This is a genomic window from Pseudomonas taiwanensis DSM 21245, assembly GCF_000425785.1.
GTDB lineage: Bacteria > Pseudomonadota > Gammaproteobacteria > Pseudomonadales > Pseudomonadaceae > Aquipseudomonas > Aquipseudomonas taiwanensis.
In genome coordinates this window covers 13,359-33,454 of sequence record NZ_AUEC01000021.1, presented here as the reverse complement: position 1 = coordinate 33,454, position 20,096 = coordinate 13,359, and the positions used below count along the sequence as shown (strand labels likewise).

Sequence of the window (20,096 nt, the reverse complement as noted above, 5' to 3'; positions counted from 1 at the left end):
GCAGCGCGCCAGCCAGGCGGCTTCAGGGGGCGGGACAGATTCGGGTGATGGTCACGCCGCTATGCTCCTTGAGCCAGCGGGCAGTAGGGGAATGGGTGCGATCCTGGAAGTCGTTGAGGTCCAGTTCGTCCATGACCGGGAACAGATGCGAACGAATGGCCCGCGCAGCGTCCTCCTCACTGGGGCATTGGTCGCTGTGCAGTAGCAGCGAGGTCGGCTCACCTTTCTGGTCGGCAAAAATGACTTCCCACTCTTTCATTGAAATGCCCTCAAGGAATACAGGGGATGTGCAACCTGTAATTGCTTGACCGTCGGCGGGGAGATTTGTTCAGTCAGGGGGGATGTGCAGCGCGGCGATCAGCGGCAAGCCGACCCCTGATGGAGACGGCTCGCCGGTGATGCGGGACTTACTTCGGTACGCCGTGCACGACGCCGGCGGTATTGTCCATCAGGCTCTTGGTCGCGGTCTGGATGTAGGCTTCCAGGCGCTTGACCATGTCTGGCTGGTCCGGGCTCTCGATCAGTTCGGCCTTGAACTCACGGCCCAGCTGGTAGCGGTACATGCGTGGGCTCATGTCCTTGGACTCGATGAGGATACGATCACCCTGCACCAGGCCGACGATCTGCTCGCTGCCCGACGGCTTGATCATGCCCATGCCCTGGTCACCCTCAGGCAGGTTGAGCAGGTCGCGCCCCCAGCACTGGTGACGGGTCTGGCCACCCAGGCGGCCCATGATGGTCGGCACGATGTCGACCTGGGTACCCACGGTGTGATTGACCGCGCCGAACTTTTCCTGGATACCCGGGGCGATCAACAGCAGCGGTACGTTGAAGCGCCCCAGGTCGAGCTCGGTCACCTGCTGGCTGTTGCCAAAACCGTGGTCGCCGACGATGACGAACAGGGTGTCCTTGAAGTACGGCTCCTTGCGCGCCTTCTCGAAGAACTGGCCCAAGGCCCAGTCGGAGTAGCGCATCGCGGTCAGGTGCTCGTCCAGTCGGCCCTGGCCGGTCACCGGCTCCACCGGCAAGTCCTTCGGCAGCGCATAAGGGGTGTGGTTGGACAGCGTCTGCAGCAGTGCGTAGATCGGCTTCTTGCCATCATGCTTGGCCAGCTCTTCGGCGCCACGGTCGAACATGTCCTGGTCGGACACGCCCCAGGTCGGGTCGGAGAACACCGGATTGACGAAGTCGTTACGGCCAATGAAGGTGGTCATGCCCTGGTTGCCGAAGAACCCGGACTGGTTGTCCCAGGCGAAGTCGCCGTTATAGACGTAGACATCGTCATAGTCACGAGCACTGAGCAGCGCGGGCAGGCCCGACAGCTTGTGACCGCCTTCCGGGGTCTGCATCAGGTATTCGAAGCCTGGCAGGTTGGGGAAGCAGGCCATGGTGGCGAACATACCCTGGTGGGTATGGGTGCCGTTGGAGAAGAAGCGGTCGAACAGCAGACCCTCCTTGGCCAGCTTGTCGAAGTTCGGGGTGATGTTGTTCGGGCTGCCCAGCGCGCCAACCGAATGGCCGGCGAAGCTTTCCATGAGGATCACCACGACGTTCTTGACCGGCAAGGTACGCTCGGCCGGCGGCACGAAGTCACGGCGGATGGCCGCCTCGTCGGCGTCCACCAGGGTGTCGTGCGGGGTCAGCAGCTGCTCCCGCACGCTCTGGGTGGCCATGCCCTGCTCGAGCACCGGCTTCCAGATGTTGGCGCGGTCTTCACCGTAGCGGCTCTTGGCGGCGTCGATCAGCGTCAGGGTGCCGTTCAGGCCCAGCTGGTTGACGAAGTTGGAATCGGTGGTGAAGGCATCGCCCCAGCGCATGGGCGGACCTTGGCGCAGAGTGCCACGGGCAGCGACCACGGCCACCAGCAGGACCACCATGAACACCGCCAGGCGGTTGTACCACGGCGTACCACGGCGGGGGCTGGCGAGCGTCACGGCCGCGCTGCTGCGGGTCAGACGGTCGATACCTTTGAACAGCAGGCTCAGCAGCCAGGTGCCGAACAGCCAGGCCAGCAGGTAGCGCACCACCGGGAAACCGTACCAGAGCATGCTCAGGACGGTCTTGGGGTCTTCCTGGATGTACTGGAAGACCAGGCCGTTCAAGCGCTGGTGGAATTCGCGGTAGAAGTCCATCTCCATCAGGCCGAGGAACATCACCACACTGGAGGCGATCGTCAGCCAGAAGCGGAACACGCCACGGCGTGCCATGGCCCATGGGCTGAGGATGGCCAACAGCAACGGAATGCTGATGTACACCACCACCCGAAGGTCGAAGCGCAAGCCATTGAGGAAGCCTTCGGCGACCGTCGCAGCAGGCGTATCGCCCACCATGTCGCTGTTATAGGCCAACAGCGCAACGCGCACCAGGCTGAGCATCAACATGATCACCAGCCCGCTAAGCAGCGTATAGGCCAGGTGAGATTTCAATGTGGGCGCGAATGACGCTTGCGCGCCTCGTTGCTTCAAGGCGTCCAGGTTAGCCATGAATGGGGAGGTCCTAGAAATGCAGGTTTGCGAAGAGGGTGCTGAGCATAGTCCAACGCAGCAAGTGCGGCTGCGGATTGTGTTTAAACCAATGTGAAAATTTTGTCACGGGTCATTTGCAACGGTGTCTGCACCGGCCCGCTACCGGTGCAGCCCTTGGCTGGCGATCAGAAGCGGATGTTGCCCCGGGGCCCGGCGATCGCCCAGATGATCAGGCCGACCACCGGCAGCAAGGCGATCAGCAGGATCCACAGGACCTTGACGCCGACTTCGCGGCCACTTTTGATCACGTTGAGAATCGCCCAGATATCCAGGGCCAGAATGATCAGGCCCACCAGGCTGTTGAATGTGGAACCCATGTATACGCTCCTGTTGAAAGACTGTCGGGGTGAGCATAGTCAGGCTATCGCCCTGATAGAAGGGAATCCTTGGCCTGGCGCGCGGGTCACTGGTTAGACTGCCTGTATCGACTGAATCGAGGTTCACATGCCCCCAGCCCACTCCCCGACAGCCACGGCGCATTCTTGGTTGAACGCCTGGCGGCAACAAGCCCTGAACACGCCCTGGCTGAGCGCAGGCCTGGGGCTAAGCCTGCTGGCGATCCTGATACTGCTGGCGGCGAGCCTATGGAACGCGGTGAATGGCGACCATGCCAACAACCTGCACCTGGCGCTGCTGGGCGGGTTGTCCGGTTTCGGCGCTACCGCGTTGGGGGCGGTGCTGGCGGTGGTGATGCGCGATGTGAGCGCTCGCAGCCAGGATGTGATGCTCGGCTTTGCCGCCGGCATGATGCTTGCGGCCAGTTCCTTCTCTCTGATTCTGCCGGGCTTGGATGCAGCCCGCGAGATCACCGGCAATGGCCCTGCTGCCGCTTTCACCGTGGTGCTGGGCATGGGCCTTGGCGTGCTGCTGATGCTGGGCCTGGACCGCTTCACCCCGCACGAACATGAAAGCACTGGCCCATGCGGGCCGGACGCCGAGCGGGTCAGCCGCGTGTGGCTGTTCGTACTGGCGATCACCTTGCACAACCTGCCAGAGGGCATGGCCATTGGCGTGAGCTTCGCGAACGGTGACATGGCCATCGGCTTGCCGCTGACCAGCGCCATCGCCATTCAGGATATTCCCGAAGGCCTGGCGGTCGCCCTGGCGTTGCGCGCCACGGGGTTGTCGAACTTCAAGGCGGCTCTGGTGGCGATCGGTTCAGGGCTGATGGAGCCCTTGGGTGCGGTGATCGGGCTGGGGATTTCCACCGGCTTTGCCCTGGCCTACCCCATCAGCATGGGGCTGGCGGCAGGGGCGATGATTTTCGTGGTCTCCCACGAGGTGATTCCCGAAACCCACCGCAATGGCCACCAGACGGCGGCAACCCTGGGGTTGATGGGTGGCTTTGGGGTCATGATGTTCCTGGACACGGCGCTGGGTTGACGCTGAAGGAGGGGCGCTGTGCGCCCCTGTCCCAAGGCAAGGCTGCACCACAGGTGCTGGACGGCTGGAGGAACCTGCCCTGTGAGGGCCCTGTCATCAGCCAGTCGCCGATGACGTCAGACGTGCACCGCCACTTTCAGGGCTTCCAGCGCTGGCTCGACCTTGATGCCAACCGCCTCGCCCAGTTCCAGTACCCGCGCCAGATCGTTCTGGCCCACCATCACCATCTGCAACTCATCATCGAGCAACTGACTGAAATTCAACAGCACGTAGCCGCCGGCTTCCTTGTTCAGCGCCCCCATCTGCACCTGGATGCGATTGAGTGCGGTCAGCGGTTCGGCACGCGCCAATTGCTTGGGTTTGAGGGTGAACGGCACGCTCTTGTCGAACGAGTCGCTGATTTGCTGGAACAGGTCCTGATAGGTGTCTGCCTGGAACACCACGGTATCCGGCAAGCTGCCGAGCACCACCCACTCGCCGAGCGGAATGGGAAAAGTGTCGTCGTAGTTGATGTCCGGGTTGGCGGCCAGGAAGGCGGCAGGGTCGGCGTAGGCTTGGGCAGCCTCGTCGGCGATGCGCTCGATGTCTTCCTCGCGCATGCATCCGGCGCTGATGAGGCTGATGAGTTCGAGCAACTGGTTTTTCATGGGGGAGCCTGCAACGGGTGAAAAGTCGCCAAGGATAGCCGCAAACGCCGGTTGACCGTTAACCGCCCGCCATGGCGGCGACCGTGCAAAATGCACTGTGCAAAATGCACGACCTTGCATCCTGCACGATATTCACACTACAGAAACGATTTAACTTATTGATTTAAAAGGATTTTATTCAAGACTGCGACTGGCACGGTCACTGCAAATATCCACTCACGTCTGCCACCTACAGTCAGGAGTTGATATGGACCTCATCCAGGAAAAGTTCGTCTCGGTGTTTTCGGCCTATCAGGTCACCACCCAGCCTCGACCCGACGGCGGCGTCCTGCTGACCTTGCGGGCTGCCGACGGCAAGGTGACTCGACGCGTGCTGAGCTACGCGCAGTTGCACAGCGCTGAGCAGCTGTCCTGGGCGATCAGTGCCATCCGTCGCGATCTGGCGGAACAAGCCAGTGAATTGCCAGTGATTTCGATGCTGCAGAGCCAACAGCGGTTCGCACTGCCAACCTACCGTTGAACGTTGACGGGCCTCATCGCCGGCAAGCCTGCACCTACCTGTGGTAAGCCGGCTTGCCAGCGATGAAGCACTGATTCACAGCTCGTCAAACCCGGCGAACTGTCGCGCCGTCTCATCGCCAGTGAACCGCGCCTGTCGCCCCTGCTCATTGGCGAACAATCGCAATGCCACGCAGAACGGGTTGTCACCCAGGTCGATCCAACGCCGGACGCCTGCCGGGATCATCAGCTCGTCCCCCTTCTCGCACAGCACCGCATAGACGTAGTCCCCCAAACGCATGCCAACCTGGGCACGTCCGGACACCACGGCGAACACCTCATCGGCATCCTGCACATGCTCGTCACGCAGATCGGTCTGGGCCAGGTCGGCACCGTCGCGGTTGAGCACGGCGAAGGCCTGGCAGCCATGGGCGGTCATCAATTGGTCGAGGTGCTCGCGGCAAGCCTCCAGCACTTCGTCCGGATGACTGCCGGGCCGCACACGAAGGGCATGGGGGCGATGAACGATGCGCACGCCCTGCTCGGCCAAGGTGGCGGCGATGTCATCGTGGTGGGTCAGCACCTTGTTCGGCAGGTCCGGGCTGGACGGGTGAAAAACGCTGAGGATGCTCATCAGTGACGTGTCCTGGTCGGTTTCGAACGTAGGGCAATGATAACGGCTGCCGCCAGGGCTGCGGCGCTGGCCATACCAAAGGTGAAGGTCGGCCCCAGCAATTTCCAGCTGTAGCCTGAGTAGAGAGCGCCCAGCGCACCACCGGTTCCCGAGAGCGCCGCATACAGCGCCTGCCCCTGGCCTTGCTGGCGCGCGCCGAAGCTCGATTGCACGAACGCGATGGCGGCGGCGTGGAAGCAGCCGAAGGTGGCCGCGTGCAGCACCTGGGCGAAAACCAGCACTGCAGGCTCACCCGCCAGGTTGCCCAAGAGCAGCCAGCGCAACGCCGCCAACAGGAAACTGGCCAGCAGCACCCGCTGCACGCAGAACCGCGCAAAGATCCGGCTCATGAACATGAACACCAGCACTTCGGCGACCACGCCCAGCGCCCACAGCAGGCCAATGGCCCCACGGCTGTAACCCAGATGCTCCAGGTGCAGGGTCAGGAAGGTGTAGTAAGGCCCATGGCTGAGCTGCATCAACGCCACGCAGAGATAGAACGCCATCACGCCTGGCGCCATCAACTGGCGCACAAAGCCCCCGGCCGTGCTGCGCTCGCCCTGCTCCACCGGCTGGGCGTTGGGTACCCACAGGCTGGCCAGGACGATACCGGCCATGATGGTCACCAGGGCGACCGGGTAGATATCCAGGCTCAACCACTCGAACAACCGACCCAGCCCGACCACCGTTAGGATGAAACCGATCGAGCCCCACAGCCTCACTTGGCTGTAACGCGAGGTCTGGCCATGCAGGTGGGCCAACGTGATGACTTCGAACTGGGGCAGTACTGCGTGCCAGAAGAACGCGTGCAAGGCCATGACCAGCGCCAGCCAGGCGTAGCTCTTGCCGAAGAAGATCAACGAGAAGGTCGCCAGCGTCGACAACGCCCCCAGGCGCACGATCAGCAGGCGCTGGCCACTGCGGTCACCCAGCCAGCCCCACAGGTTCGGAGCGATGCAGCGCATCAGCATGGGGATGGCGACCAGCTCGCCGATGCGCGCCGGGGAGAAACCCAGGTGGTCGAAGTACAGCGCCAGGAACGGGGCGGTGGAACCGAGCAGGGCGAAGTAGAACAGGTAGAAGCTGGACAGGCGCCAGTAGGGAATCGGGGGCATGGGGGCAGGCCGGTAGTGCATTAATACCTGGCAAGCCAGCCCCCACAGCCGTGTGCTTGCGGGAGCCGACTGGACGGCGATAGGTTCGGTACGATCAACACCGAGCCAACTGAAGCATCAGCGCTGGCCCAGCACCGGTGTGGCGACCTTGACGTCGGCGTTCTGCGCGCGGTGGCGCAGCAGGTGATCCATCAGCACAATGGCCATCATCGCTTCGGCGATCGGTGTGGCGCGGATGCCGACGCACGGGTCGTGACGGCCCTTGGTCACCACCTCTACCGGGTTACCGTCCACATCGATGGAGCGGCCAGGAGTGGTGATGCTCGACGTCGGCTTCAGCGCCAGGTGCGCGACGATCGGCTGACCCGACGAGATACCGCCCAGGATGCCGCCAGCGTTGTTGCTGAGGAAACCTTCCGGGGTCAGCTCGTCGCGGTGCTCGGTGCCCCGTTGGGCAACGCTGGCGAAGCCTGCGCCGATTTCCACGCCCTTGACCGCGTTGATGCTCATCAGGGCGTGGGCCAGTTCCGCGTCGAGGCGGTCGAAAATCGGCTCGCCCAAGCCAGGCATCACGCCCTCTGCGACCACGGTGATCTTGGCACCGACCGAGTCTTGGTCGCGGCGCAGCTGGTCCATGTAGGCCTCCAGCTCAGGCACCTTGGCCGGGTTGGGGCTGAAGAAGGCATTCTCTTCCACCGAGTCCCAGGTCTGAAACGGAATTTCGATCGGGCCCAGCTGGCTCATGTAGCCACGCACACGGATGCCCTGGGTGGCCAGGTACTTCTTGGCGATGGCGCCGGCAGCCACGCGCATCGCAGTTTCGCGGGCCGAGCTGCGGCCACCGCCGCGGTAGTCGCGGATGCCGTACTTGTGGTGGTAGGTGTAGTCGGCATGGGCCGGGCGGAACAGGTCCTTGATCGCCGAGTAGTCCTTGGACTTCTGGTCGGTGTTGCGAATCAGCAAGCCGATCGAGCAACCGGTGGTGCGGCCTTCGAACACACCCGAGAGAATCTCGACTTCATCGGGCTCCTGGCGCTGGGTGGTGTGACGGCTGGTGCCAGGCTTGCGACGATCGAGATCGTGCTGCAGGTCGGCCAGGGAGATCTCAAGGCCCGGTGGGCATCCATCGACAATGGCGACCAACGCCGGGCCATGGCTTTCGCCAGCGGTGGTGACAGTGAACAGCTTGCCGTAGGTATTACCGGACATGGACGCTCCGCGAGTCTGCCTGAGGTGATCGAAAGCGGGCAGTATACAGAGGATTGGCTATGTGTGAGGGGGCTATCGCCAACCCGCCGAACCTTCCCGTGAATGAGGGGTCCAACCGACACCTCCCTATGTAGTACCGCATGATGTCGCGCCTGGTCGCTTTGTTCTTGCTGCTGTGCTCCGGCCTGGCCCAGGCCGCCGCCCCTACTGTGCTGCAACGCCCCATCGACCTGGACACCGGCCAGGGCGTGCTGCATGGCAGCCTGCTGCTGCCGCAACAGGACACACCGCCACCGGTGGTGCTGATCATCGCCGGCTCCGGCCCTACCGACCGTGACGGCAACAACCCTGCCGCCGGACGGGTCGACAACCTCAAGCGCCTCGCCCTGCTGTTGGCCAACGAACACATCGCCAGTGTGCGCTACGACAAGCGCGGCGTCGCCGCCAGCCAACCGGCCACACCGGACGAGCGCGACCTCAGCGTCGAGCGCTACGTCGCCGATGTCGTGGCCTGGAGCCGCAAGCTCAAGGCCGACCCGCGTTTTGGCCCACTGATCCTGATCGGCCATAGCGAAGGTGCGCTGATCGCCAGCCTGGCCGCCGAACAGGCCGGCGCAAGCGCCGTGATCACCCTGGCCGGCAGCGGTCGCCCCCTGGCCGAAGTGCTGCGCGAGCAACTGGCCAAGCGCCTGCCGCCTGCCCAACTCGCCCGCGGCAGCGCGCTGCTCGACCGCTTGCAGGCAGGACAGACCAGCCTGGATGTACCCGCCCCCCTGCGCCAGGTATTCCGCCCCAGCGTGCAGCCTTACCTGATCACGCTGCTGCGGCAGAATCCGGCCGCCGCCTTCGCTCAACTGCCCATGCCAGCCCTGATCGTCCAGGGCCGCAACGATGTGCAGGTCGACGTGGCCGACGCCGAGCGCCTGAAGGCAGCCAAACCGGACGCGCAACTGGTGCTGATCGACGGCATGAACCACATGCTGCGCATCAGCCCCAAGGCCATGAGCGAGCAGCGCGACAGCTACCTCAACCCTGAACTGCCGCTGGCCCGCGAACTGGGCGAGCGGGTCGTCACGTTCATCCATCATCTGCCGTCGGCCTGAAGGTATCGGCATAGATTGCGCTCACGTCCTGGGCGGATCGGCCGATAACCGGATGCTGGCGTCGCCATTGCGCCCAGCCTGGCTGCACTGATGAGGACTGCCGTAATGACCGATGCCCCCGCCTCCGTAGACGCGACCGAAGAGCCGCAAGCCCCGGAAAGCGCCCCGCTGCCCTGGACCGACCTGGCCGTCGAGCACTTCCAGTTGCTGCGCCTGGCTGCCTTGCCCACTGACCGCAACAGCGGTGCACGGCCGCAGCGTTTCGTGCAGTTCGGCTATGCCGAACGCCACGACAAGGACCACAGCCTGCTGCGCATGGAAATCCGCCTGCCAGGGCAGAAAGTGCGCAAGGAACAGAACCAGCTGGATGTGCGTGTGGACCACGCCGAGCGCCGGGTGACGATCGGTGACAGCAACGGTTTGCAACTGGAACCGCTCAACCGTGGCCTCGGCCGCTTCATGTTGTCCCAGGCGGTGCAATGGCTGCAGCGCAAGTGGTCGCACTACCGGGTCGAAGGCTTCACCCTGCCCAGCAAGGATGCGCTGAACGAAGATTCACGCCTGCGCCGCGACCAGTTCCTGCGCGCCACTGGCCTTGAGGTGGAGTACGCCGACCCTCAGCACATGAAAGGTCGCACCGTCGAAGCCACGGTGGGCCAGCTGAAGGTGGGCTGGAACAGCGAGAAGGTGCAGCGGGTCGAGATCCTCGATGCAGCGAACATGCTGCAGAGTGCCGAGCAGCAGTTGCAGGAAAAGGAAGCGCAGCTGCGCGAGCGTGATGAGCGGGTGGCCAAGTACCGTCGCGAAGACAGCGGATTGCGCTTTACCATCACTTGCCTGGTGGCGTTTGCAGTGTTCCAGGCGGGGTTGTTGATCTGGATTGCTACACGCTGAGGGCTGGCTAGAGCTTTCTGGCGCCTGTGAGACCGAGCGCCGCCCGCGCGGCGCATCGCGAGCAAGGCGCGCTCCTACACAGCAGGGTGACCGTAGGAGCGAGCCTCGCTTGCGAGGGGATCACCTCAAGCCCTGGCCTTGAACAACTCCTGATGCTGGCGGCACTGCTCGGCCGTCAGCATGAACACGCCATGCCCGCCCCGCTCGAACTCCAGCCAGGCGAAATCGACCTCGGGGTACAACGCCTCGACATGCACCTGGCTGTTGCCCACCTCCACGATCATCAGGCCCTTTTCGGTCAGGTGATCAGCCGCTTCGGCGAGCATCCGCCGCACCAGGTCGAGTCCGTCGTTGCCACAGGCCAGGCCCATTTCTGGTTCATGGTGATACTCGGCCGGCATGTCGCCGAAGTCCTCGGCATCGACATACGGCGGATTGGACAGGATCAGGTCGAAACGCTGCCCCGGCAGACCGTCGAAACCATCGCCCTGAACCGTGTACACCCGCCCGTCCAGGCCATGGCGCTCGATGTTCTGGTTGGCCACTTCGAGGGCCTGGAATGACAGGTCGGCCAGCACGACCTCGGCATCGGGGAACACATCGGCGGCCACGATGCCGATGCAGCCCGAGCCGGTGCACAGGTCGAGGATGCGCGCAGGTTCGGCAGCCAGCCAAGGCTCGAAGCGTTTTTCGATCAGTTCGCCGATGGGCGAACGCGGCACCAGCACGCGCTCGTCGACCAGGAACGACATGCCGCAGAACCAGGCCTCGCCAAGCAGGTAAGCGGTGGGTACGCGTTCTTCGATACGGCGCTTGAGCAGGTGCTGCAGGCGAACCCGCTCATCGTCCTCGAGCTGGCAATCCAGGTAGCTGTCGGCCACCTCCCAGGGCAGGTGCACGGCGCCCAGCACCAGCAGGCGGGCTTCGTCCCAGGCATTGTCGGCACCGTGGCCGAAGAACAGCTCGTGCTCATGGAAGCGGCTGACCGCCCAGCGGATATGGTCGCGCAGCGTGCGCAGACGGGATGTGATCACGGGGTACTCCTATTCAGACATGACAAAAGTCTAACAGCCCAACCGCCACAAATGTTCCTTGCGCGTCACCGGCGATCCGCCACAGGCCAGTAACCATGCTGCCTGCGATGTCAACCATTCCCATTGGCGCCAAGGCAAGGGAGAATAGGTATACAAAAGCCCTACCCAAGGAGCCCTTGATGTCCGTTCCAACCACGATGTTCCGCCTCACTGGCCGCGACTATCCGCCGGCCAAGCTGAGCCAAGCCAGCCTGATCGTCATCGATGCACAAAAAGAGTACCTGAGCGGTCCTCTCATGCTGTCGGGCATGGACGAGGCCGTGGCCAACATCGCCAGGTTGCTCGACGCCGCCCGCAAGGCTGGCCGTCCGATCATCCACGTCCGCCACCTCGGTACCGTCGGCGGCCGCTTCGACCCGCAGGGGCCTGCCGGCCAGTTCATTCCGGGCCTGGAGCCGCGCGAGGGTGAAATCGTCATCGAAAAACGCATGCCCAACGCCTTCAAGAACACCAAACTGCACGAGACCCTGCAGGAGCTGGGGCACCTGGACCTGATCGTCTGCGGGTTCATGAGCCATTCCAGCGTCAGCACCACCGTGCGCCGCGCCAAGGACTATGGTTACCGTTGCACGCTGGTGGAAGACGCCTCGGCGACACGCGACCTGGCGTTCAAGGACAGCGTGATTCCGGCTGCACAGATCCACCAGTGCGAAATGGCCGTGATGGCCGACAACTTCGCTTGTGTCGCTCCGACCGCCAGCCTGATCTGACCCCGGCCGGCATGACCGCCCGGCACACGGGCGGAACCCAAGGGCGGGCGCCAGGTCCAATTCCGGCTACCTACAGAGGAACTCGGAATGAAGCTCAAAGGCAGTTTCGATGCCAAACACCTGCGTACGCGAGAGCCGCGTAACTGGGGCGCTCGCCTGGCTGCTGGCCTTTCGGCCCTGCTGGCGACACTTGGCGTGCTGCTGGCCATGGCTGGCGTCGCCGGCCTGCTGGGCAACTACCCTGCCCTGGCCGAGCTCAACGCCAACCGCCCGCTGTCCGCCATCCTGACCGTGGTCGGGCTGTCCATGCTGTACCTGGGCGTGCGCTTCTGGCGGCGCAGCCGCATTCGCTTGCGTCGCGGGCGCGAGTTGAACCTGGCACCGCACCTGATGAAGAAGCATGACTGAGTGAGCTGCGCCGGCGACAGGCCAGCACTGGCGACACAAGGCTGCACAGCGGCCCGCAGTCGCGTAAACTACGCCGCCCACGTGGAGGCATCATGCAAGACGACGACTTTTCCCTGTTCCACGCCGAGGTCCGCGGCGTCAAGCCGATCAAGCACGACCGCGCCGACGTCGGCAAGCCCAAGGCCGATCGCAAGCAACTGGCTGGCCTGCGCCAAGCGGCGACCGTGCGCAGCGATCAGGCGCTGGTCATCGACGGTTTGTCCGACCAGTTCGTGATCGACGTGGGTGCCGAGGATGAGTTGATGTGGCGCCGTGACGGCGTTCAGGAAAGCCAGATCCGCAAGCTCAAGCTTGGCCAGATCGCCTTCGAGGGCAGCCTCGACCTGCATGGCATGACCGTGGAAAAAGCCCGTGAAACCTTGTGGGCCTTCATCGCCGAAGCCACGAAGCTGGAAGTGCGCTGCGTGCGCGTCACCCACGGCAAGGCCGCGCGCCTCGATGGCAAGCGCCCGATGATCAAGAGCCACGTCAACACCTGGTTGCGCCAGCACCCGCAAGTGCTCGGCTTCACCTCCTGCCAGGCCCGCCACGGCGGTACTGGTGCCGTGTATGTAATGCTCAAGCGAACCATGATGGAAGGCCGCGACGAATAACGCCGCGCTTGCAGCGCCGCCTTTGCCGCCGTACCCTTCGTTTTTGCGATTTTTTACCCACAGGTAGATCCATGTCCCTGGAACAGAACTACACCGAGATCCTCAGCCAACTCGGCGAGGACGTCTCCCGTGAGGGCCTGCTCGACACGCCCAAGCGGGCTGCAAAGGCGATGAAATACCTTTGCCGCGGTTACGAGCAGACGCTGGAAGAAGTCACCAACGGCGCGCTGTTCAGCTCCGACAACAGCGAGATGGTGCTGGTACGCGACATCGAGCTGTATTCGATGTGCGAACACCACATGCTGCCGTTCATCGGCAAGGCCCATGTGGCCTACCTGCCCAAGGGCAAGGTGCTGGGCCTGTCGAAGGTTGCCCGTATCGTCGACATGTTCGCCCGTCGCCTGCAGATCCAGGAAAACCTCAGCCGCCAGATCGCCGAGGCCGTGCAGCAGGTGACCGGCGCTGCTGGCGTGGCGGTGGTGATCGAAGCCAAGCACATGTGCATGATGATGCGCGGTGTGGAAAAGCAGAACTCGACCATGCTCACGTCGGTGATGCTGGGCGAATTCCGCGAAAACGCCTCCACCCGTAGCGAGTTCCTCAGCCTGATCAAGTGATCGGCACGTAACCTCGAGCCGACCCCATGGGTCGGCTTTTGCATTTTCAGGAGTTGCCCATGATCGTCAAAGCCCTGCGGGTCGGCCTCGGCCAACTTATCGTGTTCGGCGACTGGATCAGCCGCCCGGCCAAGCGCAAACGCGATGCCGCCGCCCAGACGCTTGTCGAGCAGCAGGCCAGTGGCCTTGCGCTGTATCAGTTCCATGCCTGCCCGTTCTGCGTCAAGACACGCCGCACCCTGCACCGCTTGAACGTGCCGGTGGCGCTGCGCGACGCGAAGAACGACCCTGTGCACCGTCAGGCACTGCTGGAAGGCGGGGGCCGGGTGAAGGTGCCATGCCTGCGTATCGAAGAAGCGGGCAAGGTGACCTGGATGTACGAGTCCAAGGACATCATTGCCTACCTGGACAAGCGGTTCGCGTAAGCCTGATAGCGACCGCTCGCCTCTTCGCGGAGGTAAACCGGCGAAGAGGCGAGGCCAGGTTCACTCGCTCATCGGCACATGACGCGGATGGCTGGCCACCCTGGCCAACCAGTCACGCACTGCCGGGTAATCGGCCAGATCGAAGCCGCCCTGATGCGCCACGTGGGTGTAGGCATACAGCGCCACATCGGCGATCGAATATTGATCCCCCACCAGGTACGGCGTCATCTGCAATTGGCGCTCCATCACCTTGAGCGCCTTGTAGCCGCCCTTGTGCAGCTTGCGGTACTCCTCCACACGCTCATCCGGCAGGCCCAGGTAAAACTGGATGAAACGCGCCACGGCAATGTACGGCTCATGGCTGTACTGCTCGAAGAACTGCCATTGCAGCGCCTGGGTACGCAAACGTGGCTCGCTGGGCAGGAACTCAGTGCCATCGGCCAGGTAGTTGAGGATGGCGTTCGATTCCCACAGGCAGGTGCCATCCTCGAGCTCGAGCACCGGGACCTTGCCGTTGGGGTTCATCGCCAGGAATTCGGGCGTTTGGGTCTCTCCTTTGAGGATATCCACCGAGTGCCATTCATACGGCAGGTCGAGCAGGCTCAGCATCAGCTTGATCTTGTAGCAGTTACCCGACTGGTAATCCCCGTAAACCTTGTACATCGCCCATTTCTCCCGTGCAATTGCGCAATTGTGCCCAATAGTTCGCGACTGTACGGCTAATTGCAATGCCTGCTGTATCGCAAGCATCGGTCGCGCTCGCGTTAGTCTGCAAAAAACGGCTAATCCACGTACAAGGACTTACCCATGCCCCACGCCACATCCGCACGCCTGCGGCCCCTGGCAGACAGCTCCCCTTCGGCGGTGGTCGCCGGCTTCATCGCCATGCTCACCGGCTATACCAGCTCGCTGGTGCTGATGTTCCAGGCCGGCCAGGCAGCCGGACTGACCAGCGCGCAGATCTCGTCGTGGATCTGGGCGCTGTCGATCGGCATGGCGATCTGCAGCATCGGCCTATCGCTGCGTTACCGCACGCCCATTACCGTGGCCTGGTCCACGCCAGGCGCGGCGCTGCTGATCACCAGCCTTGGCGGGGTGAGCTACAGCGAAGCCATCGGCGCCTACATCACTTGCGCGGTGCTGGTGCTGGTCTGCGGCCTGACCGGCAGCTTCGAGCGCCTGGTCAAACGCATCCCGGCGTCCCTGGCCTCGGCCCTGCTGGCGGGCATTCTGTTCAAGATCGGCAGTGAAATTTTCGTCGCAGCCCAACATCGCACCCTACTGGTGCTGGGGATGTTCTTCAGTTATCTGCTGGTCAAGCGTCTGTCGCCGCGTTACTGCGTGCTGGCGGCATTACTGGTGGGCACAGCGTTGTCCGGGGCCCTGGGCTTGCTGGACTTCAGCGGCTTCACGCTGGAGGTCGCCATACCGGTGTGGACCACCCCGAGCTTCTCGCTGGCGGCGACCATCAGCATCGGTATCCCGCTGTTCGTGGTGGCGATGACGTCGCAGAACATGCCTGGCGTGGCGGTACTGCGTGCCGATGGCTACCAGGTGCCGGCCTCGCCGTTGATCTCGGCCACCGGCTTCGCCTCGTTGCTGCTGGCGCCGTTTGGTTCCCACGGGGTGAACCTGGCGGCGATCAGCGCCGCTATCTGCACCGGGCCGCATGCCCATGAAGACCCCAGCAAGCGCTACACCGCAGCTGTATGGTGCGGGATTTTCTACGGGATTGCGGGGGTGTTCGGCGCGACCCTGGCGGCGCTGTTCGCGGCGTTGCCGAAAGAGCTGGTGTTGTCGATTGCGGCCTTGGCGTTGTTCGGCTCGATCATGAACGGGTTGAACGTGGCCATGAGCGAGGCGCGGGAGCGTGAGGCGGCGTTGATCACCTTCATGGTGACCGCGTCGGGGCTGACGTTGTTCTCGATCGGTTCGGCGTTCTGGGGGATCGTGGCGGGGGTGATTACGTTGATGATCCTGAATCCGCGGGAGGTACGGCGGTAGGGATTGGTCGCGGTTGAGATCGAGCGCCGCCCGCGCGGCGCATCGCGAGCAAGGCTCGCTCCTACGTCTGTTTCGGGCCAGTTATGCCTGTGAGATTTGGGCGCGAACGCTTTGGTGCACGGCGCAATATTGGGGTCGTACAAACAAGGCGGTCGCGCGCGCCTGTCACTGACGTTACCGGCCCGAAACAGACGTAGGAGCGAGCCTTGCTCGCGATGCGCCGCGCGGGCGGCGCTCGATCTCAAAAACACCAAAAATCTTCCGCCAACCGCGCCAACCGCGCCAACCCCGCCAACCCCGCCAATCCCACCACCCCCCATCCCCTACAACCTGAAATGCCCCACCATCCCCTTCAGGTCACTGCCCAACTGCGCCAACTCGATACTGGACCGGGCATTGTCCTGCATGGCCAATGCCGCCTGATCGGCACTCCCACGAATCTGCGTGACGCTGCGGCTGATCTCCTCGGCCACCGAACTCTGCTCCTCGGCCGCCGCGGCAATCTGCTGATTCATCTGCTGGATCAATGACACCGCCACCGCAATGCTGCCCAAGGCGCTTTCGGTCTGCAGTGCATCGGCCACCGCCAGGCGCACCAGCTCGGTACTGCCACGGATCTGCTCGACCGATTGCTGGGCATTGCCGCGCAGGCTGGCGACAAGGCGTTCGATCTCATCGGTGGATTGCCGGGTACGCCGGGCCAAGGCCCGCACTTCGTCGGCCACCACCGCGAAGCCACGCCCCTGCTCCCCTGCCCGCGCCGCCTCGATGGCGGCATTTAGCGCCAGCAGGTTGGTCTGCTCGGCCACGCTCTTGATCACCGCCAGCACATCACCGATGGTGTGGATCTCTGCGCTGAGGCTGTCGATACCGGCGCTGGCGGTCTCCGCCGCAGCGGCCAACTGCTCGATACGCTGCATGCTCTGGCGCACCACCTGCTGCCCGGAGCCAACCTTGTCGTCGGCCGACTGCGCCGCCTGAGCCGCCTCTTCGGCGTTGCGCGCCACATCGTGCACGGTGGCGGTCATCTGCTGCATGGCAGTGGCCACCTGCTCGGTTTCTTCTTTCTGGCTACCCACCTCGCGGTTGGTCTGCTCGGTGACCGCCGACAACGCCTGGGCGCTGCCGGCCAATTGCTCGATCCCCTGCTGCAGGCCGCTGACCACGCCTGACAAACCGGCAGCCATCTGCTGCATGGCCTGCATCAGTTGCCCCACCTCATCACGACGAGGTGCTTCCTCCTCCAGGCTCAGCTCGCCCGCGGCGATGCGCTGGGCGCGGCCAATCACGCGCTTGAGCGGGCCGACCACGGCACGGGTAATCAGCCAGCCTGCCACTATCCCGACCAGCAAGGCCAGGCCTGTGGCCAGGGCGATGGCCAGGGCGTTTCGGGAGAGTTCACCCTGCATGGCCTTTTCCTGGCCTACGTAGGCCTGGTCGACCAAGTCAGTGACATGGGCCGCCCGCGCCTGCAACTGGGCCTTGATGCCCTGCTCCTTGCCCAGCAGGTCGGTGTATTCGTTGAGCTTGTCGGAGAAACTGCCGATGTGCCCGGCCACTTCACCCAGCACGCTCTGATAGCCGGCATCGCTAATGGTACCCTTGAGCTGATCGACCAAGCTGGCAGCCTCGACGGTCTGGGCGATACGCTCCTGGCTGCCTTGCTCCTCGCCCTTGCGGCTTTTATCCAGGCGCACCCGGGCTTCGTCCATGGCCTGCAGCATCAATCGCGACACCTGCGCCACCTGGGTCGCCTGCTCAAGGAATTCGCCGCCCTGCTGGCCCTGGGATTGCTTCAGGGTATAGGTACCATCGTCGGCCAGGCCTGACTGCAGCACGTCGAGGTTGTTGGCCACGCTGGACACCGCCCAACTGGCCATGTCCAACGCAAGCTCCTTGGCCTGCACCACTTCGACGAAAGCCTCGAAGGACTGGCCGTAGGCGTCGAGCTCAGCGGGTGCACCGCTCAATGCCGGCAAACTGCGCGCACGCTCGGTGAGGTCCTTCAGGCCTGCACGCAAGGCTTCGGCCTCCTTGATATCGGAACGCAGCGCAAAAGCTTGTTCATGCTGGCGCAAGCGCAATAAATCGGTGTTGAACTGGGCCAGTTGGCGCAGGCCATCGAACCGTTGGCCGACACCGTGCAACGCCACGACACCGATGCCCGCCACCGCGACTGTCAACGACAGCACCAAGGCAAAACCAAGGCCCATTTTGCGGGCCATGCCCAGATTGGCCAGAATACCGTGCCTGGTCGCGCCCATTGCCGATCTCCCCTCACCCTGTCAGGTTTTGCCGAAAGCCAAGAGTGGCAATGCCGCTGGCCTGCTCACAAGGGCTTGACGTCAGAATAGTGTCAAATAGCTATGAACGTGTCGTTTTCAGCGTGCTGAAGGTCGTCCTGCGTGCTGGAAGAAGGCCTGGGCGCGAGAGTCCTGCCCGTAAGCGACATTGATGCGCAGCCATGGGCTGGGAGCGCCCTGGTAGTCGAACGCACTGCCGGGGGTGAGCAGCACGTCGTGCTCGCGCGCCAGTTGCTCCAGGCGCGCGAATTCCAGTCCCGGCACCCGTGCCCAAACGAACATGCCGCCACAGGGCTCGCACAACACCTCCCAGCCGAACTGCTCCAGCTGCCCCAGCAGCCTGGCCATGTGCTGCCCCAGGCGCACCCGCAGGCGCTGGGTGCTCTTGCGATAGCTGCCATTGGCGAGCATCTGCCCGACCACCTGCTCGGCAAAACGCGAAGTACCGATGCCGGTGACCATCTTCAACTCGGCCAGGCGCGCCAGCAGCGGTGCATCGGCCACCATGTAGCCCACCCGCAGCGAACTGCTCAGGGTCTTGGAGAAGCTGGCCAGGTAGATCACCCGCTGTTCGCTGTCGAGGGTCGCCAACCGCGTGGCCGGCCCTTCCTGGAAGTCGGCGTAGATATCGTCCTCGACGATGCGCAGGTCGTGTTCGCGGGCCAGTTCCAGCAAACGGTAGGCGACCTTGGGTGTAAGGCTGGTGCCGGTGGGGTTGTGGTACAAGCTGTTGACGAACAGGCAGCGTGGGCGGTGCTCGGCCAGCAAACGCTCGACCGTGGCCACACATGGGCCGTCGACGGTACGAGGGACCGGCAACATGCGCACTTGGTGCTGGCGCAGCAGGTTGAACAGATTGAAGTAGCCAGGGTTTTCCACCAACACCGTGTCACCTGGGCGCAGCAGCGTGCGCACCAGCAAGTCGAGGCCATGGCTGGCCCCCTGGGTGGTGAGGATGCGCTCGGGGCCGGCGTTGATATCCTGGCGCGCCAGACGCTTGTGCAAATGCTGGCGCAGACTGGCCAGGCCCAGGGGCGGGCAATAGTCGAACAGGTCCTGCGCACTGGCGCGGCTGACCTGGCGTATGGCATGGGTCAGTGCTTCGTGGGCGCGCCAGGCGGCGGGCAACCAGCCACAGCCCAGCTTCACCAGCTCGTCATGACCTTCACGGAACTGGCGCCAGCTGCCGTCGCCCCCCTCGCCCCAGGTCGGCTCGTCATCCAGGACCAGGCCCGGCTTGCGCTCGGCGACGAAAAAGCCGGTACCGTGGCGCGCTTCGAGCCAGCCGCTGGCGACCAGACGGTCGTAGGCCTCGATCACGCAAGAAGCACTGACACGCTGGTCGCGGGCCAGGGTGCGGATCGACGGCAAGCGCGCGCCTGGGCGCAGGCGCTGCTGGGTGATCCAGGTTTGGAGGTGCTGGGTGAGTTGCTGCACCAGAGGGGTGGCGCTGTCGCGGTCCAGGGGGATGTGCATCGGCAAGTGTTCGCTGTTTTTTGGCGAACAGTTAAGCATAAATCGATGCGGGGTGTGTCTTGTGAGGGGCATGGGCGCACTGACACCCTAACCGGAATTCTGGAGAAGAGGCCTGACTTGAGCTTTGAGGTGCCACGAAAATCGAGCGCCGCGCGGCGCATCGCGAGCAAGGCTCGCTCCTACGTTTGTTTCGGGCCAATAACGCCTGTGACAGGCGCGCGCGACCGACTTGTTGGTACGACTCGATATCGAACGATGCGCCAAAGCGGTCGCGCGCATATCCCACAGGCATAACTGGCCCGAAACAAACGTAGGAGCGAGCCTTGCTCGCGATGCGCCGCGCGGGCGGCGCTCGATCT

At 63.7% G+C, this 20,096-nt stretch carries 21 protein-coding genes and 1 pseudogene; 10 read left to right on the top strand and 12 right to left on the bottom strand.

All coding sequences use genetic code 11. The annotated features are described in order from the left end of the window. Positions 1-22: 22 nt before the first annotated feature. The 3 genes from H620_RS0109750 to H620_RS0109740 form a co-directional block, all read right to left on the bottom strand. Positions 23-259, bottom strand: a complete 237-nt coding sequence (locus tag H620_RS0109750; protein WP_023379341.1) for a hypothetical protein — start codon at positions 257-259, stop codon at positions 23-25. Positions 260-407: 148 nt separating this feature from the next. Then, positions 408-2,483 (bottom strand): LTA synthase family protein, encoded by a 2,076-nt coding sequence (locus H620_RS0109745; protein WP_023379340.1) that lies wholly within the window; start codon positions 2,481-2,483, stop codon positions 408-410. 167 nt (positions 2,484-2,650) lie between these two features. Continuing rightward, a complete protein-coding gene (locus H620_RS0109740; RefSeq protein WP_023379339.1) occupies positions 2,651-2,842 on the bottom strand; it encodes a PLDc N-terminal domain-containing protein in 192 nt (63 codons plus the stop codon). A 127-nt stretch (positions 2,843-2,969) separates the two neighbouring features. Between H620_RS0109740 and H620_RS0109735 the strand changes: the two genes are divergently transcribed. After that, a complete protein-coding gene (locus tag H620_RS0109735) occupies positions 2,970-3,908 on the top strand; it encodes a ZIP family metal transporter (protein ID WP_027907247.1) in 939 nt (312 codons plus the stop codon). Positions 3,909-4,024: 116 nt separating this feature from the next. Here the strand turns inward: H620_RS0109735 and H620_RS0109730 are convergent, their stop codons facing one another. Continuing rightward, entirely contained in the window at positions 4,025-4,555 is a 531-nt protein-coding gene (locus H620_RS0109730; protein WP_023379337.1) for a hypothetical protein, read from the bottom strand. Positions 4,556-4,802: 247 nt separating this feature from the next. Here H620_RS0109730 and H620_RS0109725 point away from each other — a divergent pair, with 247 nt between their 5' ends. Then, complete coding sequence (locus H620_RS0109725) at positions 4,803-5,075, top strand: DUF3509 domain-containing protein (RefSeq protein ID WP_023379336.1); 273 nt, start codon at positions 4,803-4,805, stop codon at positions 5,073-5,075. Positions 5,076-5,150: 75 nt separating this feature from the next. Here H620_RS0109725 and H620_RS0109720 read toward each other — a convergent pair whose 3' ends face one another. The 3 genes from H620_RS0109720 to aroC all read right to left on the bottom strand — a co-directional run bounded on the left by H620_RS0109720 (position 5,151) and on the right by aroC (position 8,050). After that, on the bottom strand, positions 5,151-5,687 hold the full coding sequence (locus H620_RS0109720; protein WP_027907246.1) for an oxidase: 537 nt from the start codon (positions 5,685-5,687) through the stop codon (positions 5,151-5,153). Beyond that, positions 5,687-6,841, bottom strand: coding sequence for an MFS transporter (locus tag H620_RS0109715; RefSeq protein ID WP_023379334.1), 1,155 nt, complete (start codon positions 6,839-6,841; stop codon positions 5,687-5,689). Before H620_RS0109715 ends, H620_RS0109720 begins: the two co-directional genes overlap by 1 nt. 117 nt (positions 6,842-6,958) lie before the next feature. Next, entirely contained in the window at positions 6,959-8,050 is a 1,092-nt protein-coding gene (aroC, locus tag H620_RS0109710) for a chorismate synthase (RefSeq protein WP_023379332.1), read from the bottom strand. 140 nt (positions 8,051-8,190) lie between these two features. Here aroC and H620_RS0109705 point away from each other — a divergent pair, with 140 nt between their 5' ends. Both H620_RS0109705 and H620_RS0109700 read left to right on the top strand, forming a co-directional pair. Continuing rightward, on the top strand, positions 8,191-9,153 hold the full coding sequence (locus H620_RS0109705; RefSeq protein ID WP_023379330.1) for an alpha/beta hydrolase: 963 nt from the start codon (positions 8,191-8,193) through the stop codon (positions 9,151-9,153). A gap of 105 nt (positions 9,154-9,258) precedes the next feature. Further along, complete coding sequence (locus H620_RS0109700; RefSeq protein WP_023379329.1) at positions 9,259-10,047, top strand: hypothetical protein; 789 nt, start codon at positions 9,259-9,261, stop codon at positions 10,045-10,047. A gap of 125 nt (positions 10,048-10,172) precedes the next feature. On the opposite strand, the gene prmB is transcribed toward H620_RS0109700, so the two are convergent. Beyond that, positions 10,173-11,081: a 50S ribosomal protein L3 N(5)-glutamine methyltransferase gene (gene prmB, locus H620_RS0109695; RefSeq protein ID WP_023379327.1), complete on the bottom strand. Its 909-nt coding sequence runs from the start codon at positions 11,079-11,081 to the stop codon at positions 10,173-10,175. A gap of 179 nt (positions 11,082-11,260) precedes the next feature. On the opposite strand from prmB, the gene H620_RS0109690 reads away from it, so the two are divergent. From H620_RS0109690 to H620_RS0109670, 5 genes are all read left to right on the top strand, one after another. Further along, entirely contained in the window at positions 11,261-11,851 is a 591-nt protein-coding gene (locus H620_RS0109690; RefSeq protein ID WP_023379325.1) for a cysteine hydrolase family protein, read from the top strand. Positions 11,852-11,938: 87 nt separating this feature from the next. Next, positions 11,939-12,259: a hypothetical protein gene (locus H620_RS0109685; protein ID WP_023379323.1), complete on the top strand. Its 321-nt coding sequence runs from the start codon at positions 11,939-11,941 to the stop codon at positions 12,257-12,259. A 92-nt stretch (positions 12,260-12,351) separates the two neighbouring features. Then, positions 12,352-12,912, top strand: a complete 561-nt coding sequence (locus tag H620_RS0109680) for a Smr/MutS family protein (protein ID WP_027907245.1) — start codon at positions 12,352-12,354, stop codon at positions 12,910-12,912. Positions 12,913-12,983: 71 nt separating this feature from the next. Beyond that, positions 12,984-13,529, top strand: coding sequence for a GTP cyclohydrolase I FolE (gene folE, locus H620_RS0109675; protein WP_023379320.1), 546 nt, complete (start codon positions 12,984-12,986; stop codon positions 13,527-13,529). Positions 13,530-13,588: 59 nt separating this feature from the next. Next, entirely contained in the window at positions 13,589-13,954 is a 366-nt protein-coding gene (locus H620_RS0109670) for a glutaredoxin family protein (RefSeq protein ID WP_023379319.1), read from the top strand. Between the two features lie 60 nt (positions 13,955-14,014). Here H620_RS0109670 and H620_RS0109665 read toward each other — a convergent pair whose 3' ends face one another. Continuing rightward, a complete protein-coding gene (locus H620_RS0109665) occupies positions 14,015-14,617 on the bottom strand; it encodes a glutathione S-transferase family protein (protein WP_023379317.1) in 603 nt (200 codons plus the stop codon). Positions 14,618-14,761: 144 nt separating this feature from the next. On the opposite strand from H620_RS0109665, the gene H620_RS0109660 reads away from it, so the two are divergent. Next, a complete protein-coding gene (locus H620_RS0109660) occupies positions 14,762-15,958 on the top strand; it encodes a benzoate/H(+) symporter BenE family transporter (RefSeq protein WP_027907244.1) in 1,197 nt (398 codons plus the stop codon). Positions 15,959-16,281: 323 nt separating this feature from the next. On the opposite strand, the gene H620_RS27750 is transcribed toward H620_RS0109660, so the two are convergent. The 3 genes and pseudogenes from H620_RS27750 to H620_RS0109650 all read right to left on the bottom strand — a co-directional run bounded on the left by H620_RS27750 (position 16,282) and on the right by H620_RS0109650 (position 19,737). After that, positions 16,282-17,145 (bottom strand): methyl-accepting chemotaxis protein, encoded by an 864-nt coding sequence (locus H620_RS27750; protein WP_420876031.1) that lies wholly within the window; start codon positions 17,143-17,145, stop codon positions 16,282-16,284. After that, positions 17,143-17,367: pseudogene (locus H620_RS27745) on the bottom strand (HAMP domain-containing protein); the annotation flags it as partial. The pseudogene H620_RS27745 and the gene H620_RS27750, both read right to left, overlap by 3 nt. 972 nt (positions 17,368-18,339) lie before the next feature. Continuing rightward, positions 18,340-19,737, bottom strand: a complete 1,398-nt coding sequence (locus tag H620_RS0109650; protein ID WP_027907242.1) for an aminotransferase-like domain-containing protein — start codon at positions 19,735-19,737, stop codon at positions 18,340-18,342. Positions 19,738-20,096: the final 359 nt, after the last annotated feature.